We start from the raw sequence: 24,614 nt of genomic DNA, 5'->3' as shown, positions 1-24,614 counted from the left end.
CGCCCGGACAGGACGGGGGTCGTTGGAGCTGGAGGAGGAAGGGGGCGGCCTATGCCGCAGCGGGACAGCCCGGACGGTGCGTGGACGATCCGGCCGGATTGCTCGCGGTCACGTGGGCCGTATCGAGCGACATCGGGGTGTCGAGAACAGTGATACGCATTCGGGCTGCCTCCTTTCCAGTGCTCGGGGTTGCTGTAGCCGGCGGAGATTGCCACCTGTGGGCGGACGGTGTCAAGCATTTTCGGCGACATTTCACGCGGGCGGTGGCGGGTACGCTCCGGCTCGACCTGTTCAGGAGGTTCTGTGAGCGCACATCCGACCGACCCCGACCTCGACCCCGGACCCGGGACAACTCCGCTCGAGGTCTGGCTTAGCGCGGCTGACCCTGCCAGGGACGCGACGTTGCGCGGCCTCGTCGAGGGTCGTGCCCTGGTGACCTCGCTGTCGCTGGAGGAGCTGCGTCGTCGGCTGGAGACGGAGGCGTGTCCCGCCGCGATCGTCGTCGATGGTGACGAGGTCGACGCAACGGACCTGGTCGAGGCGGCCGGCGGTGCGGCGGTGCTCGTGATCGGTGCGGCCGACGCCCCTGCCGGGCTGGTCGAGCCCTGGACCGACGTCGCCCCAGCCGACGTCCCGGTCGAAGAGGTCGCCCTGCGGCTGGCGCGGGTGCTCAAGGGGCGCCAGCAACGCCTGGAGCTTGCTCGGACGACCGACACGCTTGCCCACACGAGCCATCAGCTGGAGCGATTCGTCTACACGGCATCCCACGACCTGAAGGAACCGCTGCGGGCCATCACCGGCTTCTCCCGGCTGCTCGTGACGAGGCATGCCGACCAGCTGGAGGACCAGGCCCGCACCTACCTCGACTTCGTCACCGACGGCGCCGAGCGGCTTGGGCGGATGATCAACGCCCTGCAGACCTTCTCGGTGCTGTCCCGGCACGAGGTGTCCACGGCGGAGGTGTCACTGTCGTCGGTGGTGGAGGAGCTACTCGTCGACCTCGACACCGATGGGGTCGAGCTGACGATCGGGGACCTCCCGACGGTGCGGTCCGACCGGACCCTGGTCACCGAGGTCGTCAGGGTCCTGCTCGACAACGCGCTGCGCTACCGGGCGGACGGCAGCCAGGACGGCAGTCCACACGAAGTCACCGTCGAGGCCCGTTCGGCGCCCGAGTCATGGACGCTGGACGTGATCGACAGCGGCATCGGCGTGGCGCCCAACGACCACGAACGCATCTTCGACATGTTCGCCCGCCTGCACACCCGAGAGGCCTACGCAGGTCAGGGGATCGGGTTGGCCGTGGCCCGCATGGCCGCTGGCCGGCTGGGCGGCCGCATCGAGGTGGACTCCGGGCTGGGCGAGGGATCGACCTTCCGGGTCACCGTGCCCGTCGTGGCCTAGCCGAAGTCGCAGCCGGCCAGGTGGTCGTTGACCATGCCCATGGACTGCATGAACGCGTAGGCGGTGGTCGGCCCGACGAAACGGAACCCTTGCCCCTTGAGGGCCTTGGCCAGGGCCGTCGACTCCGTGGTCGTGGCGGGGATGTCGGCCCTGCTCCTCGGACGGGGTCGGGGGTCGGCGGGGGCGAAGCCCCAGACAAAGGCATCGAGGCTGCCGTGGCGGTCCTGGATGTCCAGCGTCGCACGTGCGTTGGCGATGGTGGCCTCGATCTTGCCGCGATGCCGGATGATGCCGGGGTCACCGAGCAGGCCGGCGATGTCGTCCTCGCCGTAGCGGGCGACGACGACCGGGTCGAAGCCGTCGAACACCTCGCGGAACCGCGGCCGCTTCCGCAGGATCGTCAGCCATGAGAGTCCGGACTGGAACCCCTCCAGGCACAGCTTCTCGAACAGGCGGACGTCGTCGTGGACGACCTCCCCCCACTCGGTGTCGTGGTAGGCGACGTAGCCCTCGTGCGTCCCGGGCCACCAGCAGCGGCTGGTGCCGTCCTCGTCGACGATCACGTCGTCGTGTGCGTCGACCGCCACGACGTCAGTTGAGCTGCGCGCCGCCGGGGCCGGCGGGACGGAAGGACCCGACCATGCCGAGATGGCGGATGATGCCCGTCTCCCGTCGGATGATGCGGGCGGTGGCATCCATGCGCTCGGCGTGGGTGGGCAGCTCCAGCAGCTGCTGCTGCACGGGCACCTCGACCTGCAGCGCGCTGCACGCCATCCACGACAGCTCGCACGGGTCGACCGGCAGCCGGTCGGTGTACTCGCGGGGTACGCCGAGGCCCAGCAGGTACGGGACCAGGACGTCCCGCAGGTTCTCCGCCGCGATCCGGTCCCGCGTCGCGGCACGGTCCTCGGGCAGCACCTCGACATCGGCCCGCAGGTACGCCCGGTCGTTGAGCGGCTGCACGAGCCTGAAGCGTTCCGACCCCTTGGTGATGATGTCGAACCGACCGTCGGGCCGTTCGGCGACGGTCCGGATCTCCGTCACCGTGCCCACCTGGTGCAGCACGGAGTCCGCCTGCACGTCGTTGCCGTCGGCGTCGGTGTACCAGTCGCTGCCGACCTCGCGGCCCGAGCGGATCGCGACCACGCCGAAGCGGCGGTCGCCGTCGAGGCAGTCACGCAGCATCGACAGGTAGCGGGGCTCGAACAGGTGCAGCGGCAGCGGACGGCCCGGAAACAGCACCAGATGGAGCGGGAAGATCGGGAGGTCCACGAGGCGCCAGACTAATGGGCTTGCATCGATCCTGCTCCGCGTTGGGCAGGCCGTGCCCGCGCCTCTACCCTTGGCTGGGTGAAGCCCGAGGCCCCCTCCCTGCAACGCATCGACCTTCGCGGCGACCGCCGCCACCCCGGTGCCGACCTGCCGCGCCCACCCGCTGACACCATGCGGAGGGCCCGCGAGACCGTGGCCGAGGTGCTGGCCTCCGTGCACGAGCACGGGGACCGCGCCGTTGCCGAGTACACCGCCCGCTTCGATGGTTGGGACGGTACGGAGTGGGAGGTCCCGCAGGCCGAGCTCGACGCGGCCCTGGCCGGTATCGACCCGTCGCTCCGCGAGGCGCTGGAGACGGCGCGCGAGCAGGTCCAGTGGTTCCACGAGCAGGCCAAGCCGCGTGACTGGGCCGGCACCCACGCCGGCGCGGAGATGGGGGTGCGCCACGCGCCCCTCAAGCGTGTCGGCGTGTACGTCCCCGGTGGACGGGCCGCCTATCCCTCCACCGTGCTGATGACGGTCGTGCCTGCCCGCGTGGCCGGCGTCGACGAGGTCGTCGTCGCCACGCCCCCCGGTCCCGACGGCCGACCGAACCAGACCATCCTCGCCGCGGCCGCCCTCGTCGGTGCCGACAAGGTGCTGCGCATCGGTGGGGCCCAGGCCGTCGCGGCGCTGGCCTACGGGACCGACCAGGTGGCGAAGGTCGACAAGGTCGTCGGTCCGGGCAACGCCTTCGTCGCCGAGGCCAAGCTGCAGGTCGCCGCGCAGGGGCTGGTTGGCATCGACGCGATGGCGGGCGTGACGGAGGTCATGCTCATCGCCGACGACTCCGCCGACCCGCGACTGGTGGCCACCAGCCTCATCGCCCAGGCCGAGCACGACCCGCTGGTCACCTCCATCCTGGTGACCCCCTCCGCCGCGCTGGCCGACGCCGTGGTGCCGCTGGTGGCGGAGGAGGTCGAGGGCCTCGCCTCGCGTGACCGCCTGCTCGAAGCCCTGTCGGGACAGGGCGCGATCGTCCTCGTCGACGACCTCGACCACGCCATCGCCGTCGCCGACGACTTCGCCCCCGAACACCTGGAGATCCAGACCCGGGACGCCCGAGGGGTCGCCGACCGGGTCCGGGCGGCCGGCACCATCTTCGTCGGCGTGCAGACGCCGACTGCCCTCGGGGACTACTGCGCCGGTCCGAACCATACGCTCCCCACCGGCGGGACCGCCCGGTTCACCGGGGGACTGCGCACCGACGACTTCATGGTGCCGATCAACTGGGTGGAGTTCTCCGACGACGCCCTGACCCACATGGCACCGGTCGTGCGCGCCCTCGGCGCTGCCGAGGGCCTGCCCGCCCACGTCCGTTCCGTGGACGCTCGCCTGGCCGCGATGGAGCGCGCCAGGGACGCCGCAGCGGTGTCCGCACGACGATGACCGACCGAGCCGCTCGTCGCCCCGCCGTCCGGGACGACCTCGCCGACCTGTCGCCGTACGGCGCCCCCCAGCTGGACGTGCCCGTCAGGCTGAACACCAACGAGACCCCGTGGGCGCCACCGCCGGCGTTCACCGCGGCGCTGGCCGACCGCATCAGCGCTGGCCTGGACCTGCACCGTTACCCCGATCGCGACGCCGTGGCGCTCCGGACCGCGCTCGCCGAGCGCGAGGGCCTTGCCCCCGACCGCGTCTGGGCTGCCAACGGGTCCAACGAGGTCCACGTGCAGCTGTTCGGCGCCTACGCCGGGGCCGGCCGCACCCTGCTGTTGTTCCGGCCCGGCTACTCCGCGCATCCCCTGCTGGCGCGCGTCACCGGGACCACGGTGGTCACCGAGGACCTCGACGAGGACTTCCGGCTGACCCCCGAGGCCGCCCGCGCCGCCGTCGAGGCCCACCGGCCCGCCATCGTCTGCGTGGCCTCGCCCAACAACCCGACGGGCATCCCGGTCGACCCCGACGCCGTCCGCGCGCTGCACGACGGCTTCGACGGCCTGGTCGTGCTCGACGAGGCCTACGTGGAGCTCGCACCCGATCCGGGGGAGGGGCGCGCCCTGCTCGACGAGCTCGACCGGCTCGTCGTCGTCCGCACCTTCTCCAAGGCCTGGCGGATGGCGGGCCTGCGGCTGGGCTACCTGCTGGCCCACGACTGGGTCGTGCAGGACCTGCTGAAGGTCCGCCTGCCCTACCACCTGGACGCCATCACCCAGGCGGCCGGTTGCATCGCGGTGGAGCTGGCCGAGGACGTCACCGCCCACATCGCAGACCTGGTGACCGAACGCGAACGGCTGCTGGCGGCCCTCCGGGCCACCGACGGCGTCACCGTGTGGCCGTCGGCCGGCAACTTCCTGCTGCTCCGGGTCGACCGCGCCCGCGAGGTCTTCGAGGCCATGCTCGCCAGCGGCGTGCTCGTCCGCGACTTCTCCACCCTCCCTCGCCTCGAGGGCTGCCTGCGGGTCACCGTCGGTACCCCCGAGGAGAACGACCGCTTCCTCTCTGCCCTCAAGGAGTCCCTGCGATGACCCGCATCGGTCGCGTCGAACGAACCACCAAGGAGACCACCATCATCGTCGAGGTCGACCTCGACGGCGGGGGCAAGGTCGAGGTGTCCACGGGCGTGCCCTTCTTCGACCACATGCTGGACCAGCTCGGTCGCCACGGCCGGCTGGACCTGACCGTGCGCGCCGACGGTGACACCGAGATCGACGACCACCACACCGTCGAGGACGTCGGCATCGCGCTGGGGCAGGCCCTCGCGGAGGCCTGGGGGGACCGCGCGGGCGTCGAACGCTTCGGCGACGCGACCGTGCCGATCGACGAGTGCCTGACCCGCACCGCCGTCGACCTCGCCGGACGGCCCTACCTGGTGTGGGACGCCCCCGTGCCGCTGGAGGTCATCGGGACCTTCGAGACGTCGCTGGTCAAGCACTTCTTCGAGGCGGTCATCGCCAACTCCCGGATGACGCTGCACGTCAAGCTGCTGGAGACCGGCAACACCCACCACGTCTTCGAATCGGTGTTCAAGTCCTTCGCCGTGGCCCTGCGCCGCGCCGTGGCCGTCACCGCCCCGGGCGCGGCGGTCCCGAGCACCAAGGGAGTGCTGCAGTAGTGACCGTGACCGCAGCCGTCCTCGACTACGAGGCCGGCAACCTGCGGTCGGCGGAGAAGTCGTTGCAGCGCGTCGGCTTCGAGACCGTCGTGACCGCCGACGCCGACCGGGCCGCCGAGGCCGACCTCGTCGTCGTGCCCGGCGTGGGCCACTTCGGCCAGTGCGTCCGCCGCTTCGACGACGCCGGGTTCGCCCCGCTGATCCGTGCCCGCGTGGCCGCCGAGCAGCCGGTGCTGGGCATCTGCGTCGGCATGCAGATCATGTACGAGGGCTCCGACGAGGACCCGGGCGTGCCCGGCTTCGGCTTCCTGCCCGGCTGGGTGCGCCGCATCCCGTCGGTCACCCCCGACGGCACTGCCGTCGCCGTCCCGCACATGGGCTGGAACGTGCTGCAGGCCCGCAGGGACGACCCGCTGCTGGCCGGCATCGACGGCGAGCGCGTGTACTTCGTGCACTCCTTCTACGCCGACCCCAGCGACCACGACCACGTCATCGCCGAGTCCACCTACGGCGTTCCCCTCCCGGCCATCGCCCGCGAGGGCAGCGTCGTCGGCACCCAGTTCCACCCCGAGAAGTCCGCCGACGTCGGCCGGCAGCTGCTGGCCAACCTCCACGACGAGGTCTCGGCCCGATCCACGAAGGTCCCTTCCTGATGCCCCTCACCCTGTTCCCGGCCGTCGACATCAAGGACGGCCGCGCCGTCCGCCTGACCCAGGGCAAGGCCGATGCCGAGACCGTCTACGACGCCGACCCGGTCGCGGCCGCCAAGCGGTTCGCCGACGAGGGTGCCGAGTGGCTGCATGTCGTCGACCTCGACGCCGCCTTCACCGGTGAACCGCGCAACCGCCACCTGGTGGCCGACATCGTCGAGGCCACGGGAGTGCCCGTGCAGGCCTCCGGCGGGGTGCGGACCATCGACGACCTCGACGCCGCCATCGGCTTCGGTGCCTCCCGCGTGGTCATCGGCACGATGGCCCTGGAGCAGCCCGAGTTCGTCCGGCAGGCGCTGGACGCCCACGGGGACAAGGTCGCCATCGGCCTCGACGCCGACGGCACGACCCTCAAGGCCCGCGGCTGGGTCACCGAGGGCGGCGACCTCTTCGATGCCCTTGCCATGTTCACCGAGATGGGGGTCGCCCGGTTCGTCTTCACCGACATCGGCCGCGACGGCATGCTGACCGGCCCCAACGTCGAACGCCTCGTCGAGGTGGCCGAGGCCACCACCGCCCGCGTGACCGCGTCAGGAGGCGTGTCGTCGCTGGAGGACCTGAAGGTGCTCAGCACCGCCCACGAGCGGGTCGACGCGGCCATCGTGGGCAAGGCCCTGTACGCCGACCGCTTCACGCTGACCGAGGCCCTGGAGCTGACGCGGGCGTGACCGCCGGCCCGACCGACCCGGTGAACGGCCTTGCCGCCCGGGTCATCCCGTGCCTGGACGTCGACGGCGGACGGGTCGTCAAGGGCGTGCAGTTCGTGGACATCCGTGACGCGGGCGACCCGGTGGAGCTGGCCCGGGTCTACGACGCCGAGGGCGCCGACGAGCTGGTCTTCCTCGACATCACCGCGTCCTCCGACCAGCGCGAGACGATCTACGACGTCGTCGCCATCACCGCCGAGCAGGTCTTCATCCCGCTGACCGTCGGCGGTGGGGTGCGGTCGGTGGCCGACGCCCGGCGGCTGCTGCGCGCCGGGGCCGACAAGACCGCGGTCAACTCCGCGGCCGTCGCCGACCCGACGGTGCTGTCGGCCATCGCCGACGCGTTCGGCAGCCAGTGCGTCGTCGCCGCCATCGACGCCAAGCGCCGGGACCCGGCCGATGGGGCGAGCGGGTGGGAGGTGTACGTCCACGGCGGACGCACCGCCACCGGCATCGACGCCGTCGAGTGGGCCGCGGAGTGCGGCCGGCGGGGGGCGGGCGAGATCCTCCTGACCTCCATGGACCGCGACGGCTCCAAGATCGGCTTCGACACCGAGCTGCTGCGCGCCGTCGACGACGCGGTCGGCATCCCCGTCATCGCCAGCGGGGGAGCGGGCACCATCGACCACATGGTGGAGGGCATCACCGAGGGCCGGGCCTCGGCCGTCCTCGCCGCCTCGATCTTCCACTTCGGGGAGCTGTCCATCGGCGAGGTCAAGGCGGGCATGGCCGCCGCTGGTGTGCCCGTGCGCCGTTAGGTCGTCGCCGGAACTGCGGCGGCCACCAGCTCGAGGATCGATGCGGTGATCGCCTCCGGTCGGTTGAGCAGGTCCAGGTGCTTGCCGGCCTCGACGGCCACCGGCCATCCGCGCTCCGCCGCCGCGGCCAGGTCGGCGCCGTAGGGGTCGCTCAGCAGCAGGTAGGCGCACGGCATGCGGGTCCAGCCCTTCGGCACGGGGACGGCCTCGGCGAAGTAGGACAGCGGCAGCTGCGGCAGCTCGGCTGCGGCGGCCGACCGCACGTCCGGGTCCTGTACCAGGTCGGCCATGACGTCGTCGCCGAACCAGTCCGACCACCGGGGCAGCCGGCCGTCGACGGCCAGCCCGAGGAGGTGGTCGAAGAACGCCGGGGGAACCAGGTCAGCCGTGCCCGACGCCGGTGGCACACCCGCGTCGACGAAGACCAGGGCCGTCGGGGCGGGCGAGATCCGCTTGGCGATCATGGGCAGGAGGGGACCGGCGCCGCTGTGGCCCACCACGACGTGGGTACCGCTGCCGTCGCACGCACCCGCGGCAGCCGCCTCCACGACCTGCTGCCAGCGCCCCCGCGCCGCCACGTCGACCAACGAGGGCACGGCCACGTCGTGGCCGAGCGCACGCAGACGGGTCGCCACGAGCGACCAGGTGGTGGGTCCCACGAGGGGGGAGTGCACGAGTGTGTAGCGCATCGGGTCGAGGTTACGTCCCGTCGCGCATCACGGGTGGTCGTCGGACGGGCGGTGTCGTCAACTGAACGACGATCGCATACGGTAACCCGCCCCCTACTCGGAGCTTGTTTTGCTGTACCAAGATTCAGGAAACGTCGTCATCGGATCGTTCGAGCGGCTGGTGATCCTGATGCTGGCGGTGGTGATGGTGGTCGGCGTCCTGACGCCGCCGAGCCCGTCGCATGCACAGGAATCCGATTCCCGACTGGCCGAGATCGTCGTGCTCGGGGGGCATGCGTCGGTCGGTCAAGAAGTGGAGGACGAGCTACAGGACCTGGCCGACGTCGTCACCAGGTTGGCGGGGTCGAACCGGTACGCCACGGCAGCGACCATCTCCAGGGAGGCGTTCCCCGACGGCGCCTCCGTCGTGTACGTCGCGACCGGTGAGGACTTCGCCGACGCCCTTGCGGTGGGTCCCCTCGCGGTCCGGCGCAACGGGCCGATCCTGCTGACGCGTGCGGAGGAGCTGCCCTCGGAGACGACCGAGGAGCTGCAGCGGCTTGCACCCGACCGCATCGTCGTGGTTGGTGGATCGGCAGCCGTCGGGCCAGCCGTGGAGGACGCCCTGTCCGCCCTCGCCCCGGTCGAGCGCTTGGCCGGGGCGTCGAGGTCAGCGACCGCCGTGGCCGTGTCGCGCGACTCCCACCCCGACGGGGCAACGGAGGTGGCGATCGTGCGCGAGGACGAGTTCGCCGATGCCCTGTCCGCAGGCCCGCTGATGCTCAGCCGAGACGGCGTGATCCTGCTGACGGCCACCGATCAGCTTCCGGACTCCACCCGAGCCGAGCTGCTGCGGCTCGCCCCGGACCGGATCACCGTCCTTGGCGGGCGCTCAGCGGTCAGCGCCAACGTCGAGGCCGACCTGGAGAACCTGGCGGACACCGTCGAACGGATCGCGGGGGACACGCGCTACGAGACCAGCGCCGAGGTCGCCCGGAGCATGTATCCCAACGGTGGCGCGGAGCGCGCACTCGTCGCAGACGGGAACACCTACCCGGATGCGCTCACCGGCATCTCGCTCGCGACGGGGCGGGGCGGGCGCTTCGCCCAGGGGGGCTACGGCGGGGCCGCCCCCATTTTGGGGGCCCTCGGGGCAGTCGTCGTCATCGGCGTCATCGCCGCGGGCGATGATGAGGGCCCGACCGACTACTGGGAATGGAACCGGCCAACGGTGCAGGATCTGGCCGTCCGCACCGACGAGAACACGCCGATCTCCATCCAGCTGGAGGGAACGGACCCCAACGACGATCCCCTCGTGTTCACGGTCGTCGACCATCCAGCCGACGCCACGATCGACCTCGATGGTGACGTGGTCCTCTTCGATCCCCTGGGAACGCCGGGCACCCGAACCTTCGACTACATCGCCTCGGATTGGCACAACGACTCGTTTCCCGCCACCGTCACCGTCGAGGTGACCGCCGTGCCCGACCCGCCCGTCAACTCGGCCCCAACCGCACAGGACCTCAGCACGACCACCCCGGAGGACACCCCGGTCGTGGTCACGCTGCAGGCCACGGACCCCGACGACGACGCGGTGACGTTCACCGCCGACTCCGGCTCCCACGGCACGGTCGTCCCGGGGCCGGCATCCGACCAGGTCACCTACACCCCGGACGCCGACGTCAACGGCCTCGACCAGTTCACCTACACCGCATCGGATGGTGACCGGTCCAGCGCACCCGCCACGGTGTCGGTGTCGGTGACGGCACAGCCCGATCCGCCGGTGGCCATCGACGGCAGCGGCACCACCGACGAGGACGTCCCCTTCGACGGCACCCTGACCGGCGACGACGTCGATGGCGACGCGATCACCTTCGCACTCGACCCGCCGGACCCCCGCGTCACCCTGGACGACACGACGGGCGAGTTCACCTTCGTGCCCGAGCCGGACAGCAACGGCACCCAGTCCTTCTCGTTCGTCAGCAACGACGGCAGCCTGACCTCCACCCGGGGCACCGTCACCGTCGAGGTCGCACCGACCCAGGACCGTCCCACCGCCGACGACCGGGCCGTCACCGTGGACGAGGACGGCCAGGAGATCATCCTGCTGACCGGCGCCGACGTCGACGGCGAAACCCTGACCTTCGAGGTCATCACCCCACCTGCCCACGGAACCCTGGGCACGATCGCCTCGACCGGTCCGACCAGCGCCGAGGTCCTCTACACCCCGACCGCGGACTACGCCGGACCCGACAGCTTCGCGTTCACCACCGATGACGGCATCGAGACCTCGACGCCCGCGACCGTGGCCATCACGGTCAGCAACCGCAACGACCCACCCTCGGTGGTCGACAGCACAGATTCGGTGGAGGAGGACCACACCGTCACCGTCGTCCTGTCCGCGACCGACATCGACGACGACGACCTCGTGTTCACCATCGTGTCCGGACCGACGCACGGGACGCTCGCAGCCATCGTCGGCAACGGCAACGGTCGGACCGCCACCGTGGACTACACGCCCGACCCCGACTACGCCGGCCCCGATGCCTTCACCTACAAGGCCAGCGACCCCACCAGCGACTCCGCGACCAACGCCACGATTTCCCTCACCGTCACACCCGTGAACGACCCGCCGAGCGCCGCTGACGACGCCTTCGACGCCTTCGGCAACACCGAGCTGGTCGTCACCGCCGACCTCGGCAGCGGGCCAGCGTTGCGCGGACCGGGTGTTCGCGTCCAGGGCAGCCTGCTGGACAACGACGACGACCCGGTCGAGGGCGACACCCTGTCGGTCGTGCCCGTCGCCGACAGCCCGACCACCGGCGGCGGGTCGGTCACCATCACCGCCGACGGCTCGTTCGCCTACGTCCCGGACGCGGGAGAGACCGCTCGAACAGACACGTTCACCTACACCGTCGACGACGGTGGCACCGCCAACAACACGGCCACCGCTACCGTCACCATCTACCTCCTCGACATGATCTGGTACGTGGACAACCGCGTCGACCCCGGTGGGGACGGCCGTTCGCACAGCCCCCTGGACACGATCCCACCCACGCTGGGCGGTCGAGGCGACATCATCCATGTGATGGGCACCGGCACGCCGTACGGCAGCTCGGGGATCGGCCTTGCCGACGACCAGTGGCTGATCGGCTCCGGCGTTCCCCTTGTCGTCGGTGCCCCCGACCTTGGGGTGGCCAACGTCACGCTGGTCCCGGCAGGGGACACGCCGGTGATCACGAGCACGGCTGCCGGTATCACCCTGGCGCAGGACAACACCGTGCAGGGCCTCGAGATCGGCGACACCGCAGGGCCCGGACTCGTCGGGGCCGGATTCGGGACCCTTGCGATGTCCGACGTCCGCATCACCGGCACCGGCGCCGCAGTCGATCTCGCCGGTGGGCGGTTGGCCGACCTGCCGATTGGCGACAGCCACATCGACGAGGTGGCTGTCGTCACCGGTTCGACCGCCGACCGCGGCATCGAGACCGACGCGCTGGACGGTCCGTTCCGCCTCGGCGCCGTTGACATCGCGGGTCCGGGCACGGCCTGCGGTTCCTCGGCGCGACCGGGGGCTCGAGCTCGGTCGTGATCGACAGCCTCGACGTCAGCGTCGACGGCACGGCGCTGCAGGCATCCCACCTCACCAGCCTCGTGGTCGACAACAACACCGCCGCACAGGAGCGGCTGCACAGCGGCGGGGACCAGGCCATCGACCTGTTCGACGTCCCCTCGCTTGCCCTGACCACGGACAGCGTGTCCTCCAGCAACGCAAGTGCACCCGGCATCGACATCACGTCCACCGGGGGCTCGTTCACCGTGGAGGGCACCACGACGGTCACCAACAACGCCGCGACCGCGGTCGACATCGACAGCGGTCCGACGACGACCTTCGGTGGGTTGGTGCAGGCGTCGGGCGTCGGCGGTCTGCAGTTGACCGGCGGTGCGACCACGCTGTCGGCGCTCGGTGGCCTGCAGGCCACGGGCACCTCGGGCATGGGCCTGGATGTGGGGAACGGCACGACCATCAATGTGGCCGGCGTCGGGTCGACCGCGTCGTCGGGCACCAACACGGCCGTGAACATCCTCGGCACGATCGGCGGCGTCGGGGTGACCTTCGACAGCGTGTCGACCAACGGCGGTACCGACGGCATCGTGCTGGCCAACACGGGCGCCGGGGCGTTCACCGTGACCGGCGGGACGGGCAACGATGGTGGCACGATCCAGGGTGTCTCCAACGACGGGATCTCGTTGACCAACGTGGGGGGGCTGGTCAGCCTCGACGACATGACGATCAGCAGCACCGGGCGTCATGGCATCCGAGGACAGGACGTGGCCGGTGGGTTCGAGGCGGTCCGGCCGACGCTGTCCTCGATCGGCAACGCTGATGACGAACGGGGCATCTGGTTGACCGATCCGGGTGCGGTGACCATCACCGATCCGGACCTGTCGACGATCGCTGACACGGCGATCGAGGTGGACCGCACCGTCAGCACGGCCACGGGTGAGGTGTCCATCACCGCGACGACGCCTGGACCGCACATCCGCACGACGTCGGCGCCGTTCTCCGGTGCCGGTATCGAGCTGACGGCGATCGGGTCGGGTGCGGCGATCGCTGGTGGCCGGATCGACGGGATCGGCATGACCGGTATCGATGGTCCGGCCGTTCGGATCATCGCCGATGGCCCTCTGGCGAACCCGGCCTCGATCGGGACGCAGGGGTCGGTGGGCAGCGACTCCACAGGGTCGTTCGTGGTCAACGACGTGACCGTCGGCAGCGTTGCGCCGTTCGTCGGTGGTGCTGCGGGCGGGATCCAGGTGACGGGACTGGACGACGCCACGATGGATGTCGATGTCCGCAACGTCACCGTCGTCAGCGAGAACGCCTTCGCGTTCAGCACCATCGCTCGGGACGATGCCGATGTCGTCGTCGAGCTCGTCGACAGCACGCTGGCCATCGCCAACCCGGCCTTCGGTCTGGCGGCGGTGAACGCGGCCCTTGCTGGGAACGCCGGCCAGGCTCCGGTGCTCCACGCGACGCTGAGGGACAACATCATCGGGGTCGACGGGCAGGCCGACGGCGCTGGCTCGGTCGGCATCGCCATCGGTGGCAGCGACAGCGCCGGGACCCTCGATGCCGTCCTGACCGGCAACGAGGTCATCAACCCGAGCGTCTCGGCAGTGCGTGTCGATCGTGGCAAGGCTGCGGATCACATCCGCGGGACGATCACCCAGACGGTCGTGTCCACCCCGCAGACCACTCCCGAGGGTGGAATGGACATCTTCTCGACGAACGGCAGCGGTGGCGCCATCGACCTCGTGATCACCGACAGTTCCCTCGTCGGCCGGCTCCACGGGCTGTTAGCCGTGATCGACGACGGCGCCGCCGGGTGCCTCGACGTCGGCACCAACACCTTGACCGCCACCGACCTCACCCTCGGAACGGGAGCGGATGTCACCGTGTCCGGCGGCTCGACCCTGTCCTTCCCGGGGTTCTCCGGCGGGGATGCCAGCGCCTACCTGATCGGGAGGAACACCTTCATCGACCCTGCACCGACGGTGTCAGGAGGTCCCGATGGCTCCACGTGTGCCACCACCCGCATCCGCTAGCGGAGCGTCCGGTGGGACCCCAACCATGGGAGGGTGTGGGTCGCCCGCAGCAGCGGTTGGTTGAGGACGCCGGTCGAAATATTACGGCTGCTCGTCCGACTGACGGGTGACGTTCGTCACGCGGTAGCGTCCCGAGACCTTGGAATCGGAGCGGTTGATGCTGTACACGAAGTCGCGTAACCAGGTCTGGGGCGTCCTCGTGTCCCTGCTGCTGCTCGCCGGGGTGCTCAGCGTCCCCGCGAGCGCCCAACCGGCAGGCGACCCCGTCACGCGGATCCTCGTGCTCGGCGGTCCTGCCGCGGTCTCGAACGCTGCGGTGGACCAGCTCCGCAGCCACGCCGACATCATCACCGTCCTGGCCGGTCCCGACCGGTATGCGACCGCCGCCGAGATCTCGGGACGAGCGTTCCCCGACGAGGCGCCGGTGGTCTTCATCGCAACCGGCGAAGGATTCGCCGACGCCCTCGCCGTCGGCCCATGGGCTGCACGCAGCGGCGGTCCCATCCTGCTGACCCGCCCCGAGGACCTGCCCGAGGCAACCGCCACGGAAATCGAGCGGCTGGCGCCCGCCCGGATCGTCGTGGTCGGAGGGACCGGCGCGGTCAGCGACGCGGTGGAGGAGTCCCTGTCGGCGTTCGCCCCCGTCGAGCGGATCGCTGGGCAATCGCGCGTCGAGACCGCGGTAGCCGTGGCCCAGGCGTCCCACCCCGACGGTGCTGCCGAGGTCGCGATCGCGCGCGCCGACGACTTCGCCGACGCCCTGACCGCCGGTCCGCTCGTGACCGCCCGCGACGGGGTCATCCTGCTGAGCGACACCGACCAGCTCCCCGACGCCACTCGGGCCGAGCTGCTGCGGCTGGCCCCACAGCGGATCACCGTGCTCGGCGGGACCAGCGCCATCAGCGCCAACGTGGAAGCCGACCTGTCCAACCTTGCCGACGCCGTCGAGCGGCTCGCCGGTGCCACCAGGTTCGAGACGGCGGAAGCCATCGCGCGCGCACTGTTCGGACGCGGCGAGACCGACGTGGCCTACGTCGCCAGCGGGCGGTCGTTCGCCGACGCCCTGGCCGGTGCCGCGATCGCCGTTCGGCCCGCCGCCGACGGGTTCGCCCAGGGTGGCAGTCCGGTGGGTGGCCCGATCCTCCTGGTCGAGCCCGACTCAACACCGCCGTCGGTCCTGGACCTGCTCGACTTCTGGCTCTTCGACTTCGGTGACCCGGCCGACAACCAGCCGCCCACCGTCAGCGACCTCACCGCCACGACCGACGAGGACACCCCGGTCGAGATCACGCTGGACGGCAGCGACCCCGACGGCGATGCCCTGACCTACGCGCTCGGTGACCTGCCGACGGACGCCGACGTGACCCTGGACGGGGACGTGGTCACGTTCGATCCGCTCGGCGTCGCAGGCACGCGCACGTTCACCTACACCGCCTCCGACGGCGCGTCGGACTCCGCGCCGGCAACGGTGACCGTCGAGGTCGACGCGGTGGCGGGGCCGCCAGCGAACCGCGCACCGGTCGTCGACCCCGTCGCGGTCACGACCGACGAGGACACTCCGGTGGTCATCACCCTCGTGGGCCGCGACGCCGACGGGGACGCCCTGACCTACACCGCCGATCCCGCCGGCCAGGGCACGGTGGTTGCCGGTCCGGCTCCGGATCAGGTCACCTACACCCCTGACCCTGATGTCAACGGCGCGGACAGCTTCACCTACACCGCGTCGGACGGAGCGCGCGACAGCGCCCCCGCCACCGTGGACATCACCATCATCCCGGTGCCGGACGCCCCCGTGGCCATCGACGGCTCGGGGACCACCGACGAGGACGTCGACCTGGTCGCCAGCGTCTCGGGCACCGACGCGGACGGCGACGCGCTGGTATTCGCGGTCGACACCGCGCCCACCGCGGGATCGTTGACGGCGTTCGACGTCAACACCGGGGCGTTCACCTACACCCCGACACCCAACGTCAACGGGGTCGACAGCTTCACCTTCACCGTCGACGACGGCAGCGGCCCGACCGCCCCGGCCACGTTCGACATCACCATCACCCCGGTCGACGACGCCCCGATCGCCAACGACGACACCGCCACCACCAACGAGGACACGCCGGCCGGCGGGACCGTGACGGCCACCTCGGTCGACGGCGGCACCGTGACGTTCGCCCTGGACGGCGATGCCAGCAACGGCACGGCAACGGTGGCGGCCGGCGGGGCGTTCACCTACACCCCCGACGCCGACTTCAACGGGCCCGACAGCTTCACCTTCAGCGCAACCGAGGACGGCCTGTCCTCGACCGGCACGATCTCCGTCACCGTGACCCCGGTGCCGGACGCGCCGACCGCTGACGACCAGAGCCTGACCACCGACGAGGACCAGCCCGTCTCCGGCACCCTCACCGGTGGCGACGTCGACGGCGACCCGATCACCTTCGCGATCGACCCCGCCGACGCGCGCGTCACCGCCCTCGACGCCAACACGGGCGACTTCACCTTCACCCCTGACCTCAACAGCAACGGGACGCAGAGCTTCACCTTCCGCACCAATGACGGCGCCCTGGACTCCGCGCTGGCCACCGTGACCGTCACCGTCGATCCCGTTCAGGACGCCCCGGTCGCCGATGCAAGGACCGCGGGGGTCAACGAGGACGACTCCGTGGTGATCGCCCTGTCCGGCAGCGATCCTGATGGCGACCCCCTCACCTTCGCGATCGACAGCCCCCCGACCAACGGTGCGCTCGGCACGGTGGTGTCCACGGGGGCCACAACGGCGAACGTGGAGTACATCCCGACCGCGAACTACACCGGCCCCGACAGCTTCACGTTCACCGTCGACGACGGCACCGTGGCGTCGGCCCCGGCCACCGTCTCCATCACCGTCTCCAACGTCAACGACCCGCCCACCGTGGACGACGTCAGCGACACGACCGACGAGGACGTCGCGGTGACGCTGACCCTCACCGGCGGCGACATCGACGGTGACCCCCTGACCTTCTCGGTGGTGTCCGGACCCGGCGACGGCACGCTCGGCGCGATCACCTCGACGGGTCCCACGACCGCCCAGGTCACCTACACCCCCGACGGGAACTTCAACGGGTCCGACTCCTTCACGGTCAAGGCCAACGACGGCACCGTCGACTCCAGCGCCAACGCCACGATCTCCATCACCGTGAACCCGGTCGATGACCCGCCGACCGCCACCGATGGCAGCGAGACGGTCGACGAGGACGACTCGGTGGTCATCACCCTGTCGGGTACCGACGTCGACACCACGGACCTGACCTTCGCCATCGTTTCGGGGCCGACGAGCGGGGGCTTGAGCGGCATCTCCGGCAACGGCGCGGGGCAGACCGCAACCGTGACCTACACGCCGACGGCCAACTACAACGGTCCCGACAGCTTCACCTTCACCGTCAACGACGGGACCACGACGTCGGCGGCGGCAACCGTGTCGGTCACCGTCGACCCGGTCGAGGACCCGCCGACCGCCACGGCTGGCAGCGAGACGGTCGACGAGGACGACTCGGTGGTCATCACGCTGGCCGGCACCGACGTCGACGGCGACGACCTGACGTTCGCCATCTCCGCCGGACCGACAAGCGGGGGCTTGAGCGGTATCTCCGGCAACGGCGTGGGCCAGACCGCGACGGTGACCTACACGCCGACGGCCGACTACAACGGTCCCGACGGCTTCGACTTCACCGTCAACGACGGGACCACCACGTCGGCGGCGGCAACGGTGTCCATCACCGTGAACGCGGTCAACGACCCGCCGGCAGCGGTGGACGAGACCTACGACGCCTTCGGGAACACCGAGCTGATCGTGGTGACCGACCTCACCGAGCCGACCCCCGTCCTGCGAGGCCCCGGCGTTCGCATCCAGGGCACCGTCGTCGGCAACGACACCGACGGCGATGGTGACACACTCACCGCCACGGCTGCGTCGGGACAGGCGACCGCACAGGGTGGCGCCGTCGACATCCAGGCCGACGGCACCTTCGTGTACACGCCAGCGGTCGGGTCGACCACCACGGACATGTTCACCTACACCGTCACCGACGGCACGGCCAACGACACGGGCACGGTCACGATCAACCTGTCGAACATGATCTGGTACGTCGACGCCGACGCTGCAGCCGGCGGGGACGGACGGTCGCACACCCCGTTCGACACGATGCCAGCAACGGTGGGCGGTGCCGGCGACATCATCCACGTCGGTGAGTCCGCATCGCCCACGGGCGGGGCAGGCATCACCTTGCTGAACGACCAGAAGCTGATCGGTGCGGGCGTCGCCCTCGAGGTCGGCCCCGGGCCAACCCAGCTGGCGGCCGCGGGGACCGCACCCGTTGTCACCAGCTCCGCTGACGGCATCACGCTGGGCACGGACAACACCGTCCGCGGCCTCGACATCGGAAGCACGAGCGGCATCGGTCTCGTGGGCAACACGGGCTTCGGGACCCTGGCCATGTCCGACGTCACCATCAGCGGGACTGGCAGGGCCATCTCACTGATCGGCGGCACGATGGGCACCCTGCCCGCTGGCGACCGGCACATCGACTCGATCGACGTGGTCCTCGCTGGTGCGGGCGATCGGGCAATCCACACCAACCAGGTCGGAGGGACCCTGTTCCTCGGCACGGTCGACGTGACCGGCACCGGCAACGGCCCGCGCTTCGTCGACACCGGTGCAACAACCGACGCGGTCGTGATCGACAGCCTCGATGTCGACGTCACCGGCATCGCGCTGCAGGCCCAGAACCTGAGCGCCCTCACCATCACCAACGGCACGGCTGGACAGGAGCGGATGCACAGCAGCGGGGACCAAGCGATCGACGTCACCGCGATCCCCTCGCTTGCCCTGACCACGGACAGCGTGTCCTCCAGCAACGCAAGTGCACCCGGCATCGACATCACGTCCACTGGGGGCTCGTTCACCGTGGAGGGCACCACGACGGTCACCAACAACGCCTCGACCGCGGTCGACATCGACAGCGGTCCGACGACGACCTTCGGTGGGTTGGTGCAGGCGTCGGGCGTCGGCGGTCTGCAGCTGACTGGCGGTGCGACCACGCTGTCGGCGCTCGGTGGCCTGCAGGCCACGGGCACCTCGGGCATGGGCCTGGATGTGGGGACCGGCACGACCATCAACGTGGCCGGCGTCGGGTCGACCGCGTCGTCGGGCACGGGCACGGCCGTGAACATCCTCGGCACGATCGGCGGCGTCGGGGTGACCTTCGACAGCGTGTCGACCAACGGCGGTACCGACGGCATCGTGCTGGCCAACACGGGCGCCGGGGCGTTCACCGTGACCGGCGGGACGGGCAACGATGGTGGCACGATCCAGGGTGTCTCCAACGACGGGATCTCGTTGTCCAACGTGGGGGGGCTGGTCAGCCTCGACGACCTGACCATCACCAACGCTGGGCGGCACGGCATCAACGCCACAGGAGGGGGAGCGGTGACCCTCAACAGCACGACGATCACCAACCCCGGCAACGCACCGGACGAACACGGCATCCAGCTGGTGGACCCGGGTGCGGTCACGATCACCGATCCGACCGTCACGAACTCGGCCGATACCGCGATCCTGGTCGAGCGGACGACGACGTCTGGGACCGTGACCATCACCGACTCCGACCCCGATGTCGACATCCAGACGGTCGGCAACGCGGGTTCGGCGGTCATGCTGCGAGCCGTCGGCACGACGGCCACGATCCCGACCGGCACGATCGCCGGTCTGGACATCGACGGTGTGTCCGGATACGGGGTGCACCTCCAAGCAGGTGACGACGTCGTTCCCAGGGCCGGAACCATCGGCACCCAGGGCGCTACGGGGGCGAACTCCATGCAGTCCTTCCTCATCGACGACATCACGATCGGTTCACTGTCACCGTTCACCGCCGGCAGCCAGAGCGAGGGAGTGCTCACCGAGTTCCTCGGACTGGGCCGAGGTGATGTCAACGTCATCAACAGCGAGGTCGTCGTCAACAGCGCAAGCCCGCTGGCCGTCGTGTCGTCAGGCGACGCCGACGGGGTCGTGGAGTTCGACAACAACACGGTGGCCATCGACAACCCAGTGGGGAACCAAACCGGGATCTTCGTCTTCATCGACGCCAACGATCCGACCGACGATCCGCAGCTCCACTCCACGATCACCAACAACCAGATCGGTCTCGGCACCGAAGTCGACAGCGCAGGGGACTACGCCGGCGTGAGCGTTGCCAGCTTCAGCGATGCGGCTGGCCTGCTGGAGGCAACCGTCACCGGCAACACCGTGACCAACACCGGCGAGGTCGGCTACGAGGTCCTCCGCGGCGACGGATCCGACGAGGTGGTCGTGCGACTGGATGACAACGCCACTGCCGGGGCCGATCCGCTGTCGGGCATCTTCGTCGACTCCGCCGGTGCGCCAACAACCGGCGGTTCGTTGGCTGCCACGATCACCAACCACACGATCACGGCCTTCAGCGGCCTCGAGATCTTCATCGACGACGCGCCGGGGACCAGCTGCCTGGACATCACCGGCAACACCCTCACCGGTGATCCCGCCGGTGACGGCTTGTTCCTCTGGCATGACTCCGGAACGCTGACGGTCGAGGGCAACGCCAACACGACCAGCCCGCAGCCCTACCTCGAGGCCAACAACATGTTGTCCTCGGCAGTTGTGCTCACGCCCGGTGTCCAGAACGGTTCCGCAACCAACTGCAGCCTCCCTGACACACGCTGAAAGGGCCCCTTCATGTCCGCTAATCCCTATCTCGGCGACCTCATGCTCTTCGGAGGCAACTTCGCCCCCCGCGGCTGGATGGACTGCAACGGCCAGCTGCTGGCCATTTCGTCCAACACGGCGCTCTTCAGCCTTCTCGGCACCATCTACGGCGGCGACGGCCGCACGACGTTCGCCCTTCCGGACCTGCGAGGGCGGCTGCCCATCGCGGCCGGCAACGGTCCAGGACTGACGTCGAGGTCGCAGGGCCAGAAGGCTGGCCAGGAGCTGCACACGTTGAGCCTGAACGAGATGGGGTCGCACAGCCACACCATCACGGCGGCCGACGCCGACGCAACGACAGAGGACCCGGACGGCAACCTGTTCGCCACCTCGACGGATCCGTTGTACCGGTCCGGCCCGGGCGCAGGCACTCTGGCGGCGGGGGCAGCCGGGTCGTCCGGCGGCGACCAAGCGCACGAGAACCGGATGCCGAGCATCACCCTTCGTTGGGTGATCTGCGTCCAGGGCCAGTTCCCCTCGCGAAACTGAGATTCGAGCAGACAGGTACCACCCATGTCGGAACCCTTCCTCGGTGAGATCATCATCTTCGCCGGCAACTTCGCCCCACGAGGCTTCGCGTTCTGCGAAGGCCAGCTCCTGCAGATCTCGCAGAACCAAGCGCTCTTCTCCCTCCTGGGCACCATGTACGGCGGCGACGGCCGCACGAACTTCGCGCTGCCGGACCTGCGTGGTCGTGGCCCGGTGCACACCGGTCAGGGGCCCGGCCTACAGGACTATCGGCAGGGGCAGACGTTCGGTGCAGAGACCGTCACGCTGACCCAGCAGCACCTGCCAGCGCACACCCACGGGTGGCCAGCCAGCAGTGACCCCGCAACGACGACCGACCCCACCGGTAACGTGCTGGCCGACACCGACGGCACCACGCGGGCGTATGGCTCGCGTCCGCCGCTCGGCACGATGCCGACCATCGCCCCTGCCGGTGGTGGCCTGCCACACGAGAACATGCAGCCCTTCATCGCGATGTACTACTGCATCGCGCTCCAGGGCGTTTTCCCCAGCAGGAACTGACAGGAGTATCCCGTGGCCGAACCATTCATCGCCGAGGTCCGCGCGTGGGCGCCGAACTTCGCACCCCGCGCCTGGGCGTTCTGCGAGGGTCAGCTGCTGCCGATCTCGCAGAACACCGCGTTGTTCTCCCTCCTCGGTACCACCTATGGCGGGGACGGCAGGACCACGTTCGGGCTTCCCGACTGCCGTGGTCGTGCCGTGATCGGACCCGGCAACGGCCCGGGTCTTTCCCCCAGACCATTGGGGCAGAAGGGGGGAGCGGAGCGGGTCACGTTGACGGCGCCGACAATGCCGTCGCATTCCCACGGGTCCGCCGTCTCCAACCGGACCGCCAGGGACGACGACCCGACCGGCGAGCTGCCGGCGTCCGGGCGCGGCGTCCAGCAGTACGCACCAGCCGGGGGGTCCACGACGCCGATGGATTCCTCGACCAACACCGGTGGCGGCCAGTCCCACGAGAACATGCAGCCGTTCCTGGCGGTGCGCTGGATCATCGCACTCCAGGGCGTCTTCCCGTCCCGGAACTGACGTGCATCGGACGGAGCACGACGGGCGCTGGGTTCCCCGCCCGACCCCTGCGGTCTCGCTCAGGGCGGTCGACCCGGCGGACGAGTCGTTCCTGCGCGCCTTGTTCGCCGATGTCCGGGGGCGGATGCTCGGCGACCTGCCGCTTCCCCCCGCACAGGCCGCCGCGTTGGTCGACTCGCAGTTCCACGCGCAGGCCAGCGACTACCGACGCCGGTTCCCCACGTCCGACCATCACATCGTCGTGGCCGATGGCGTGGACGTTGGCCGCCTGTGGGTCGACCGGCGGACCGAGGAGATCCGCCTCCTCGACATCGCCATCGTCGACACGCACCGCAACCGCGGGATCGGGACCGTGCTGATCAGGGGGCTGCAGGACGAGGCCAAGGCCACGGGACGCATCCTCGGCCACGCCGTGGACGTCACGAACGACGCCGGGCTCAGGTTCTACGCCCGGCTCGGATTCCAGGTGACCGGTCGTCTCGGCGACACCCACTGGCTGATGGGGTGGCGACAGGCCGCCTCGGATCAGGCGAGCCGGGTGAACACCGCGTCGTAGCACATGGCCCGAGCGTCCTCGGTCGGACCGGTCGGCACCACGAACAGGGGCATGTCGATCTCGTCGCCCCGTAGCGTCCATGTGCCCTGCTCGAGGACTGGAGCGGGCGGGCCGTGGAAGGTGACCACGAACGCCGTCGTGCCGTCGTCGTCCGGTCCGGTCCTGCGGGGCTCGGCTGCCACCAGCTCGAGCCGGACACGATCGGTCTCGGCCAGCACCAGCTCGGCGCCGAGTCGTTCCTCGAAGAACCGGACGTCTGCCTCGCCAGGATCGGTCAGAAGCATCCGTACTCCGACAGCACGCCCGTCACCGGCTGCACGAGGGATCCGTGAGCCCCCGGCGGGACGGCGACAACGTCCGCCGAACCGCCGAGAAAAACCGGACCGGAGGACACACCAGTCCTCGGGTCGATCGACACCGTGCCCCGCTCGGTCGTGAAGGAGAGCCCAGCCATCGGCGCCATGCGACCGCGACCTCGTCGCACTGCTGCCGCCAGCAACGATCCCGTCTCGACCCCGAGCTGGTGGGCCGGGTCCTGCCCCGACCCCCAGGAGGCACACGACGTGGCGCCCGGGTCGCCCGCAGAGGGGCCTGCGGTCCGCGGCAGGCCTGCGACGGAGGAGCTCGTGACCACGTCCAGGTACGTGGGTGCATCGACGCCACCGACCTCCAGGTGCAAGGTGTCGATCCCGGCGGCGTGCATGCGGTCGAGGGCATCGGCGACCTGACCGACCTCGTGGACGACCTCCACGGTGACCAGGGTTCCCCCCGCGCTGGTGACCCCACGGCCGAACTCCGACAGCAGGTCGAACATGGCTTCGCGGTCCCTGGCCAGCACACCGACCCGCGGGCCGTTGTGCCGTACGGTCCACGCGCCCAGCGCGGCCCCGGCGTCGGCCATGTGCAGGCCGTGCACGACCGCCGGAACCTCCGGACGGCCGAGGCCACGGGCGGTCATCGCCCCGAAGGTGGACACCAGCAGCGGAACCGCTGCGTCCGACGCATCGATGACGACGCGGTCGGCGGCAAGCGGGTTCGTGACCGCCAGCAGGACATCGACGTCCTCGGCGAGCAGCTCGCTTCCGGCCTGCTGGATGCCGATGATGCCGCCCTCCACGTCGCGCTCGACAATCTCCGTGGAGAGCCAGCCAGGAGCGGCCAGGGCCTCGCGCAGCCCGGCCACGAGCCGACGTGGCAGCTCGGCGTCCCACGGCGAAGTGGGCAGGATCGCGCCGATCCGCAGGTTGGTCGGCTTCATCGCGCCCAAGCCGAGCCGCATTGTCGTCCCACCAGCAGGCTGGAGGAGGGTCGAGCTGGCCGCGGCAGCAAGGGCGGCCGCGCCACCGAGGCCGAGCTGTCGTCGGGTCAGCGTCTGCACGTCATGCCTGTGGTCATGGCGGGAGCCTAGACCGAGCTCCCGGTTCGTGAGGACCGGGGAACTCGATGTAAGGATTGGGGGTCGGCAGCCAGCCGTGTGGGGAACGGCGACAGCGCCGGCCGCTACCATTT

General features: G+C 70.3%; 19 protein-coding genes. 14 read left to right on the top strand and 5 right to left on the bottom strand.

Going from position 1 to position 24,614, the window contains the following annotated elements; translation table 11 throughout:
* The first annotated feature begins 303 nt into the window (after positions 1-303).
* On the top strand, positions 304-1,404 hold the full coding sequence (locus DVS28_RS14160; protein WP_114592028.1) for a sensor histidine kinase: 1,101 nt from the start codon (positions 304-306) through the stop codon (positions 1,402-1,404).
* On the opposite strand, the gene DVS28_RS14155 is transcribed toward DVS28_RS14160, so the two are convergent.
* Together DVS28_RS14155 and DVS28_RS14150 are read right to left on the bottom strand one after the other, a co-directional pair.
* On the bottom strand, positions 1,401-1,991 hold the full coding sequence (locus DVS28_RS14155; RefSeq protein WP_281273474.1) for a DNA-3-methyladenine glycosylase I: 591 nt from the start codon (positions 1,989-1,991) through the stop codon (positions 1,401-1,403). The genes DVS28_RS14160 and DVS28_RS14155 overlap by 4 nt on opposite strands.
* Before the next feature lie 4 nt (positions 1,992-1,995).
* Entirely contained in the window at positions 1,996-2,676 is a 681-nt protein-coding gene (locus DVS28_RS14150) for an LON peptidase substrate-binding domain-containing protein (protein WP_164710535.1), read from the bottom strand.
* Positions 2,677-2,754: 78 nt separating this feature from the next.
* On the opposite strand from DVS28_RS14150, the gene hisD reads away from it, so the two are divergent.
* The 6 genes from hisD to hisF are packed head-to-tail and all read left to right on the top strand — an operon-like array spanning position 2,755 to position 7,945.
* Positions 2,755-4,104, top strand: a complete 1,350-nt coding sequence (hisD, locus tag DVS28_RS14145; protein WP_216826037.1) for a histidinol dehydrogenase — start codon at positions 2,755-2,757, stop codon at positions 4,102-4,104.
* A complete protein-coding gene (gene hisC, locus DVS28_RS14140; RefSeq protein WP_114592024.1) occupies positions 4,101-5,183 on the top strand; it encodes a histidinol-phosphate transaminase in 1,083 nt (360 codons plus the stop codon). The genes hisD and hisC overlap by 4 nt, the downstream gene beginning before the upstream one ends.
* Positions 5,180-5,770, top strand: coding sequence for an imidazoleglycerol-phosphate dehydratase HisB (gene hisB / locus DVS28_RS14135; RefSeq protein WP_114592023.1), 591 nt, complete (start codon positions 5,180-5,182; stop codon positions 5,768-5,770). Before hisC ends, hisB begins: the two co-directional genes overlap by 4 nt.
* Positions 5,770-6,423: an imidazole glycerol phosphate synthase subunit HisH gene (hisH, locus tag DVS28_RS14130; protein WP_216826036.1), complete on the top strand. Its 654-nt coding sequence runs from the start codon at positions 5,770-5,772 to the stop codon at positions 6,421-6,423. Before hisB ends, hisH begins: the two co-directional genes overlap by 1 nt.
* Positions 6,423-7,148, top strand: coding sequence for a 1-(5-phosphoribosyl)-5-[(5-phosphoribosylamino)methylideneamino]imidazole-4-carboxamide isomerase (hisA, locus tag DVS28_RS29220; RefSeq protein WP_114592021.1), 726 nt, complete (start codon positions 6,423-6,425; stop codon positions 7,146-7,148). The genes hisH and hisA overlap by 1 nt, the downstream gene beginning before the upstream one ends.
* A gap of 20 nt (positions 7,149-7,168) precedes the next feature.
* Positions 7,169-7,945: an imidazole glycerol phosphate synthase subunit HisF gene (gene hisF / locus DVS28_RS14120; protein WP_114594187.1), complete on the top strand. Its 777-nt coding sequence runs from the start codon at positions 7,169-7,171 to the stop codon at positions 7,943-7,945.
* Here the strand turns inward: hisF and DVS28_RS14115 are convergent.
* The gene (locus DVS28_RS14115) at positions 7,942-8,634 is read right to left on the bottom strand and encodes an alpha/beta fold hydrolase (RefSeq protein WP_114592020.1); all 693 of its coding nucleotides are present in this window, start codon (positions 8,632-8,634) and stop codon (positions 7,942-7,944) included. The two genes, hisF and DVS28_RS14115, sit on opposite strands and share 4 nt — an antisense overlap.
* Before the next feature lie 169 nt (positions 8,635-8,803).
* On the opposite strand from DVS28_RS14115, the gene DVS28_RS14110 reads away from it, so the two are divergent.
* The 7 genes from DVS28_RS14110 (at position 8,804) to DVS28_RS14080 (ending at position 23,105) form a co-directional block, all read left to right on the top strand.
* Positions 8,804-12,205 (top strand): Ig-like domain-containing protein, encoded by a 3,402-nt coding sequence (locus DVS28_RS14110; RefSeq protein ID WP_245973632.1) that lies wholly within the window; start codon positions 8,804-8,806, stop codon positions 12,203-12,205.
* On the top strand, positions 12,202-14,223 hold the full coding sequence (locus DVS28_RS14105; protein ID WP_114592018.1) for a beta strand repeat-containing protein: 2,022 nt from the start codon (positions 12,202-12,204) through the stop codon (positions 14,221-14,223). The genes DVS28_RS14110 and DVS28_RS14105 overlap by 4 nt, the downstream gene beginning before the upstream one ends.
* Before the next feature lie 157 nt (positions 14,224-14,380).
* Positions 14,381-20,950: a tandem-95 repeat protein gene (locus DVS28_RS14100; RefSeq protein ID WP_114592017.1), complete on the top strand. Its 6,570-nt coding sequence runs from the start codon at positions 14,381-14,383 to the stop codon at positions 20,948-20,950.
* Between the two features lie 12 nt (positions 20,951-20,962).
* Positions 20,963-21,481, top strand: a complete 519-nt coding sequence (locus tag DVS28_RS14095; RefSeq protein ID WP_114592016.1) for a phage tail protein — start codon at positions 20,963-20,965, stop codon at positions 21,479-21,481.
* A 24-nt stretch (positions 21,482-21,505) separates the two neighbouring features.
* On the top strand, positions 21,506-22,021 hold the full coding sequence (locus DVS28_RS14090) for a phage tail protein (protein WP_114592015.1): 516 nt from the start codon (positions 21,506-21,508) through the stop codon (positions 22,019-22,021).
* Positions 22,022-22,033: 12 nt separating this feature from the next.
* Positions 22,034-22,549, top strand: a complete 516-nt coding sequence (locus DVS28_RS14085) for a phage tail protein (protein WP_114592014.1) — start codon at positions 22,034-22,036, stop codon at positions 22,547-22,549.
* A gap of 1 nt (position 22,550) precedes the next feature.
* Positions 22,551-23,105 carry a GNAT family N-acetyltransferase gene (locus tag DVS28_RS14080; protein ID WP_114592013.1) on the top strand — a complete coding sequence of 185 codons (555 nt, stop codon included), beginning with the start codon at positions 22,551-22,553 and terminating at the stop codon, positions 23,103-23,105.
* Here the strand turns inward: DVS28_RS14080 and DVS28_RS14075 are convergent.
* Both DVS28_RS14075 and DVS28_RS14070 read right to left on the bottom strand, forming a co-directional pair.
* Positions 23,075-23,389, bottom strand: coding sequence for a DUF6916 family protein (locus tag DVS28_RS14075; protein WP_114592012.1), 315 nt, complete (start codon positions 23,387-23,389; stop codon positions 23,075-23,077). The genes DVS28_RS14080 and DVS28_RS14075 overlap by 31 nt on opposite strands.
* Entirely contained in the window at positions 23,380-24,483 is a 1,104-nt protein-coding gene (locus tag DVS28_RS14070) for a type 1 periplasmic-binding domain-containing protein (RefSeq protein WP_164710533.1), read from the bottom strand. The genes DVS28_RS14075 and DVS28_RS14070 overlap by 10 nt, the downstream gene beginning before the upstream one ends.
* Positions 24,484-24,614 lie beyond the last annotated feature (131 nt).

The organism is Euzebya pacifica (genome assembly GCF_003344865.1).
In the GTDB taxonomy this organism is placed as follows: Bacteria; Actinomycetota; Nitriliruptoria; order Euzebyales; family Euzebyaceae; genus Euzebya; species Euzebya pacifica.
This window is presented reverse-complemented; position numbering and strand designations above follow the sequence as displayed.

Bases quoted from the DNA above. Each gene is read 5' to 3' on its own strand.
- hisB (WP_114592023.1), top strand. From the start codon at position 5,180: ATGACCCGCATCGGTCGCGTCGAACGAACCACCAAGGAGACCACCATC.
- DVS28_RS14090 (WP_114592015.1), top strand. From the start codon at position 21,506: ATGTCGGAACCCTTCCTCGGTGAGATCATCATCTTCGCCGGCAACTTC.
- DVS28_RS14110 (WP_245973632.1), top strand. From the start codon at position 8,804: ATGCTGGCGGTGGTGATGGTGGTCGGCGTCCTGACGCCGCCGAGCCCG.
- DVS28_RS14100 (WP_114592017.1), top strand. From the start codon at position 14,381: ATGCTGTACACGAAGTCGCGTAACCAGGTCTGGGGCGTCCTCGTGTCC.
- DVS28_RS14095 (WP_114592016.1), top strand. From the start codon at position 20,963: ATGTCCGCTAATCCCTATCTCGGCGACCTCATGCTCTTCGGAGGCAAC.
- DVS28_RS14115 (WP_114592020.1), bottom strand. From the start codon at position 8,634: ATGCGCTACACACTCGTGCACTCCCCCCTCGTGGGACCCACCACCTGG.
- DVS28_RS14075 (WP_114592012.1), bottom strand. From the start codon at position 23,389: ATGCTTCTGACCGATCCTGGCGAGGCAGACGTCCGGTTCTTCGAGGAA.
- hisC (WP_114592024.1), top strand. From the start codon at position 4,101: ATGACCGACCGAGCCGCTCGTCGCCCCGCCGTCCGGGACGACCTCGCC.
- hisA (WP_114592021.1), top strand. From the start codon at position 6,423: ATGCCCCTCACCCTGTTCCCGGCCGTCGACATCAAGGACGGCCGCGCC.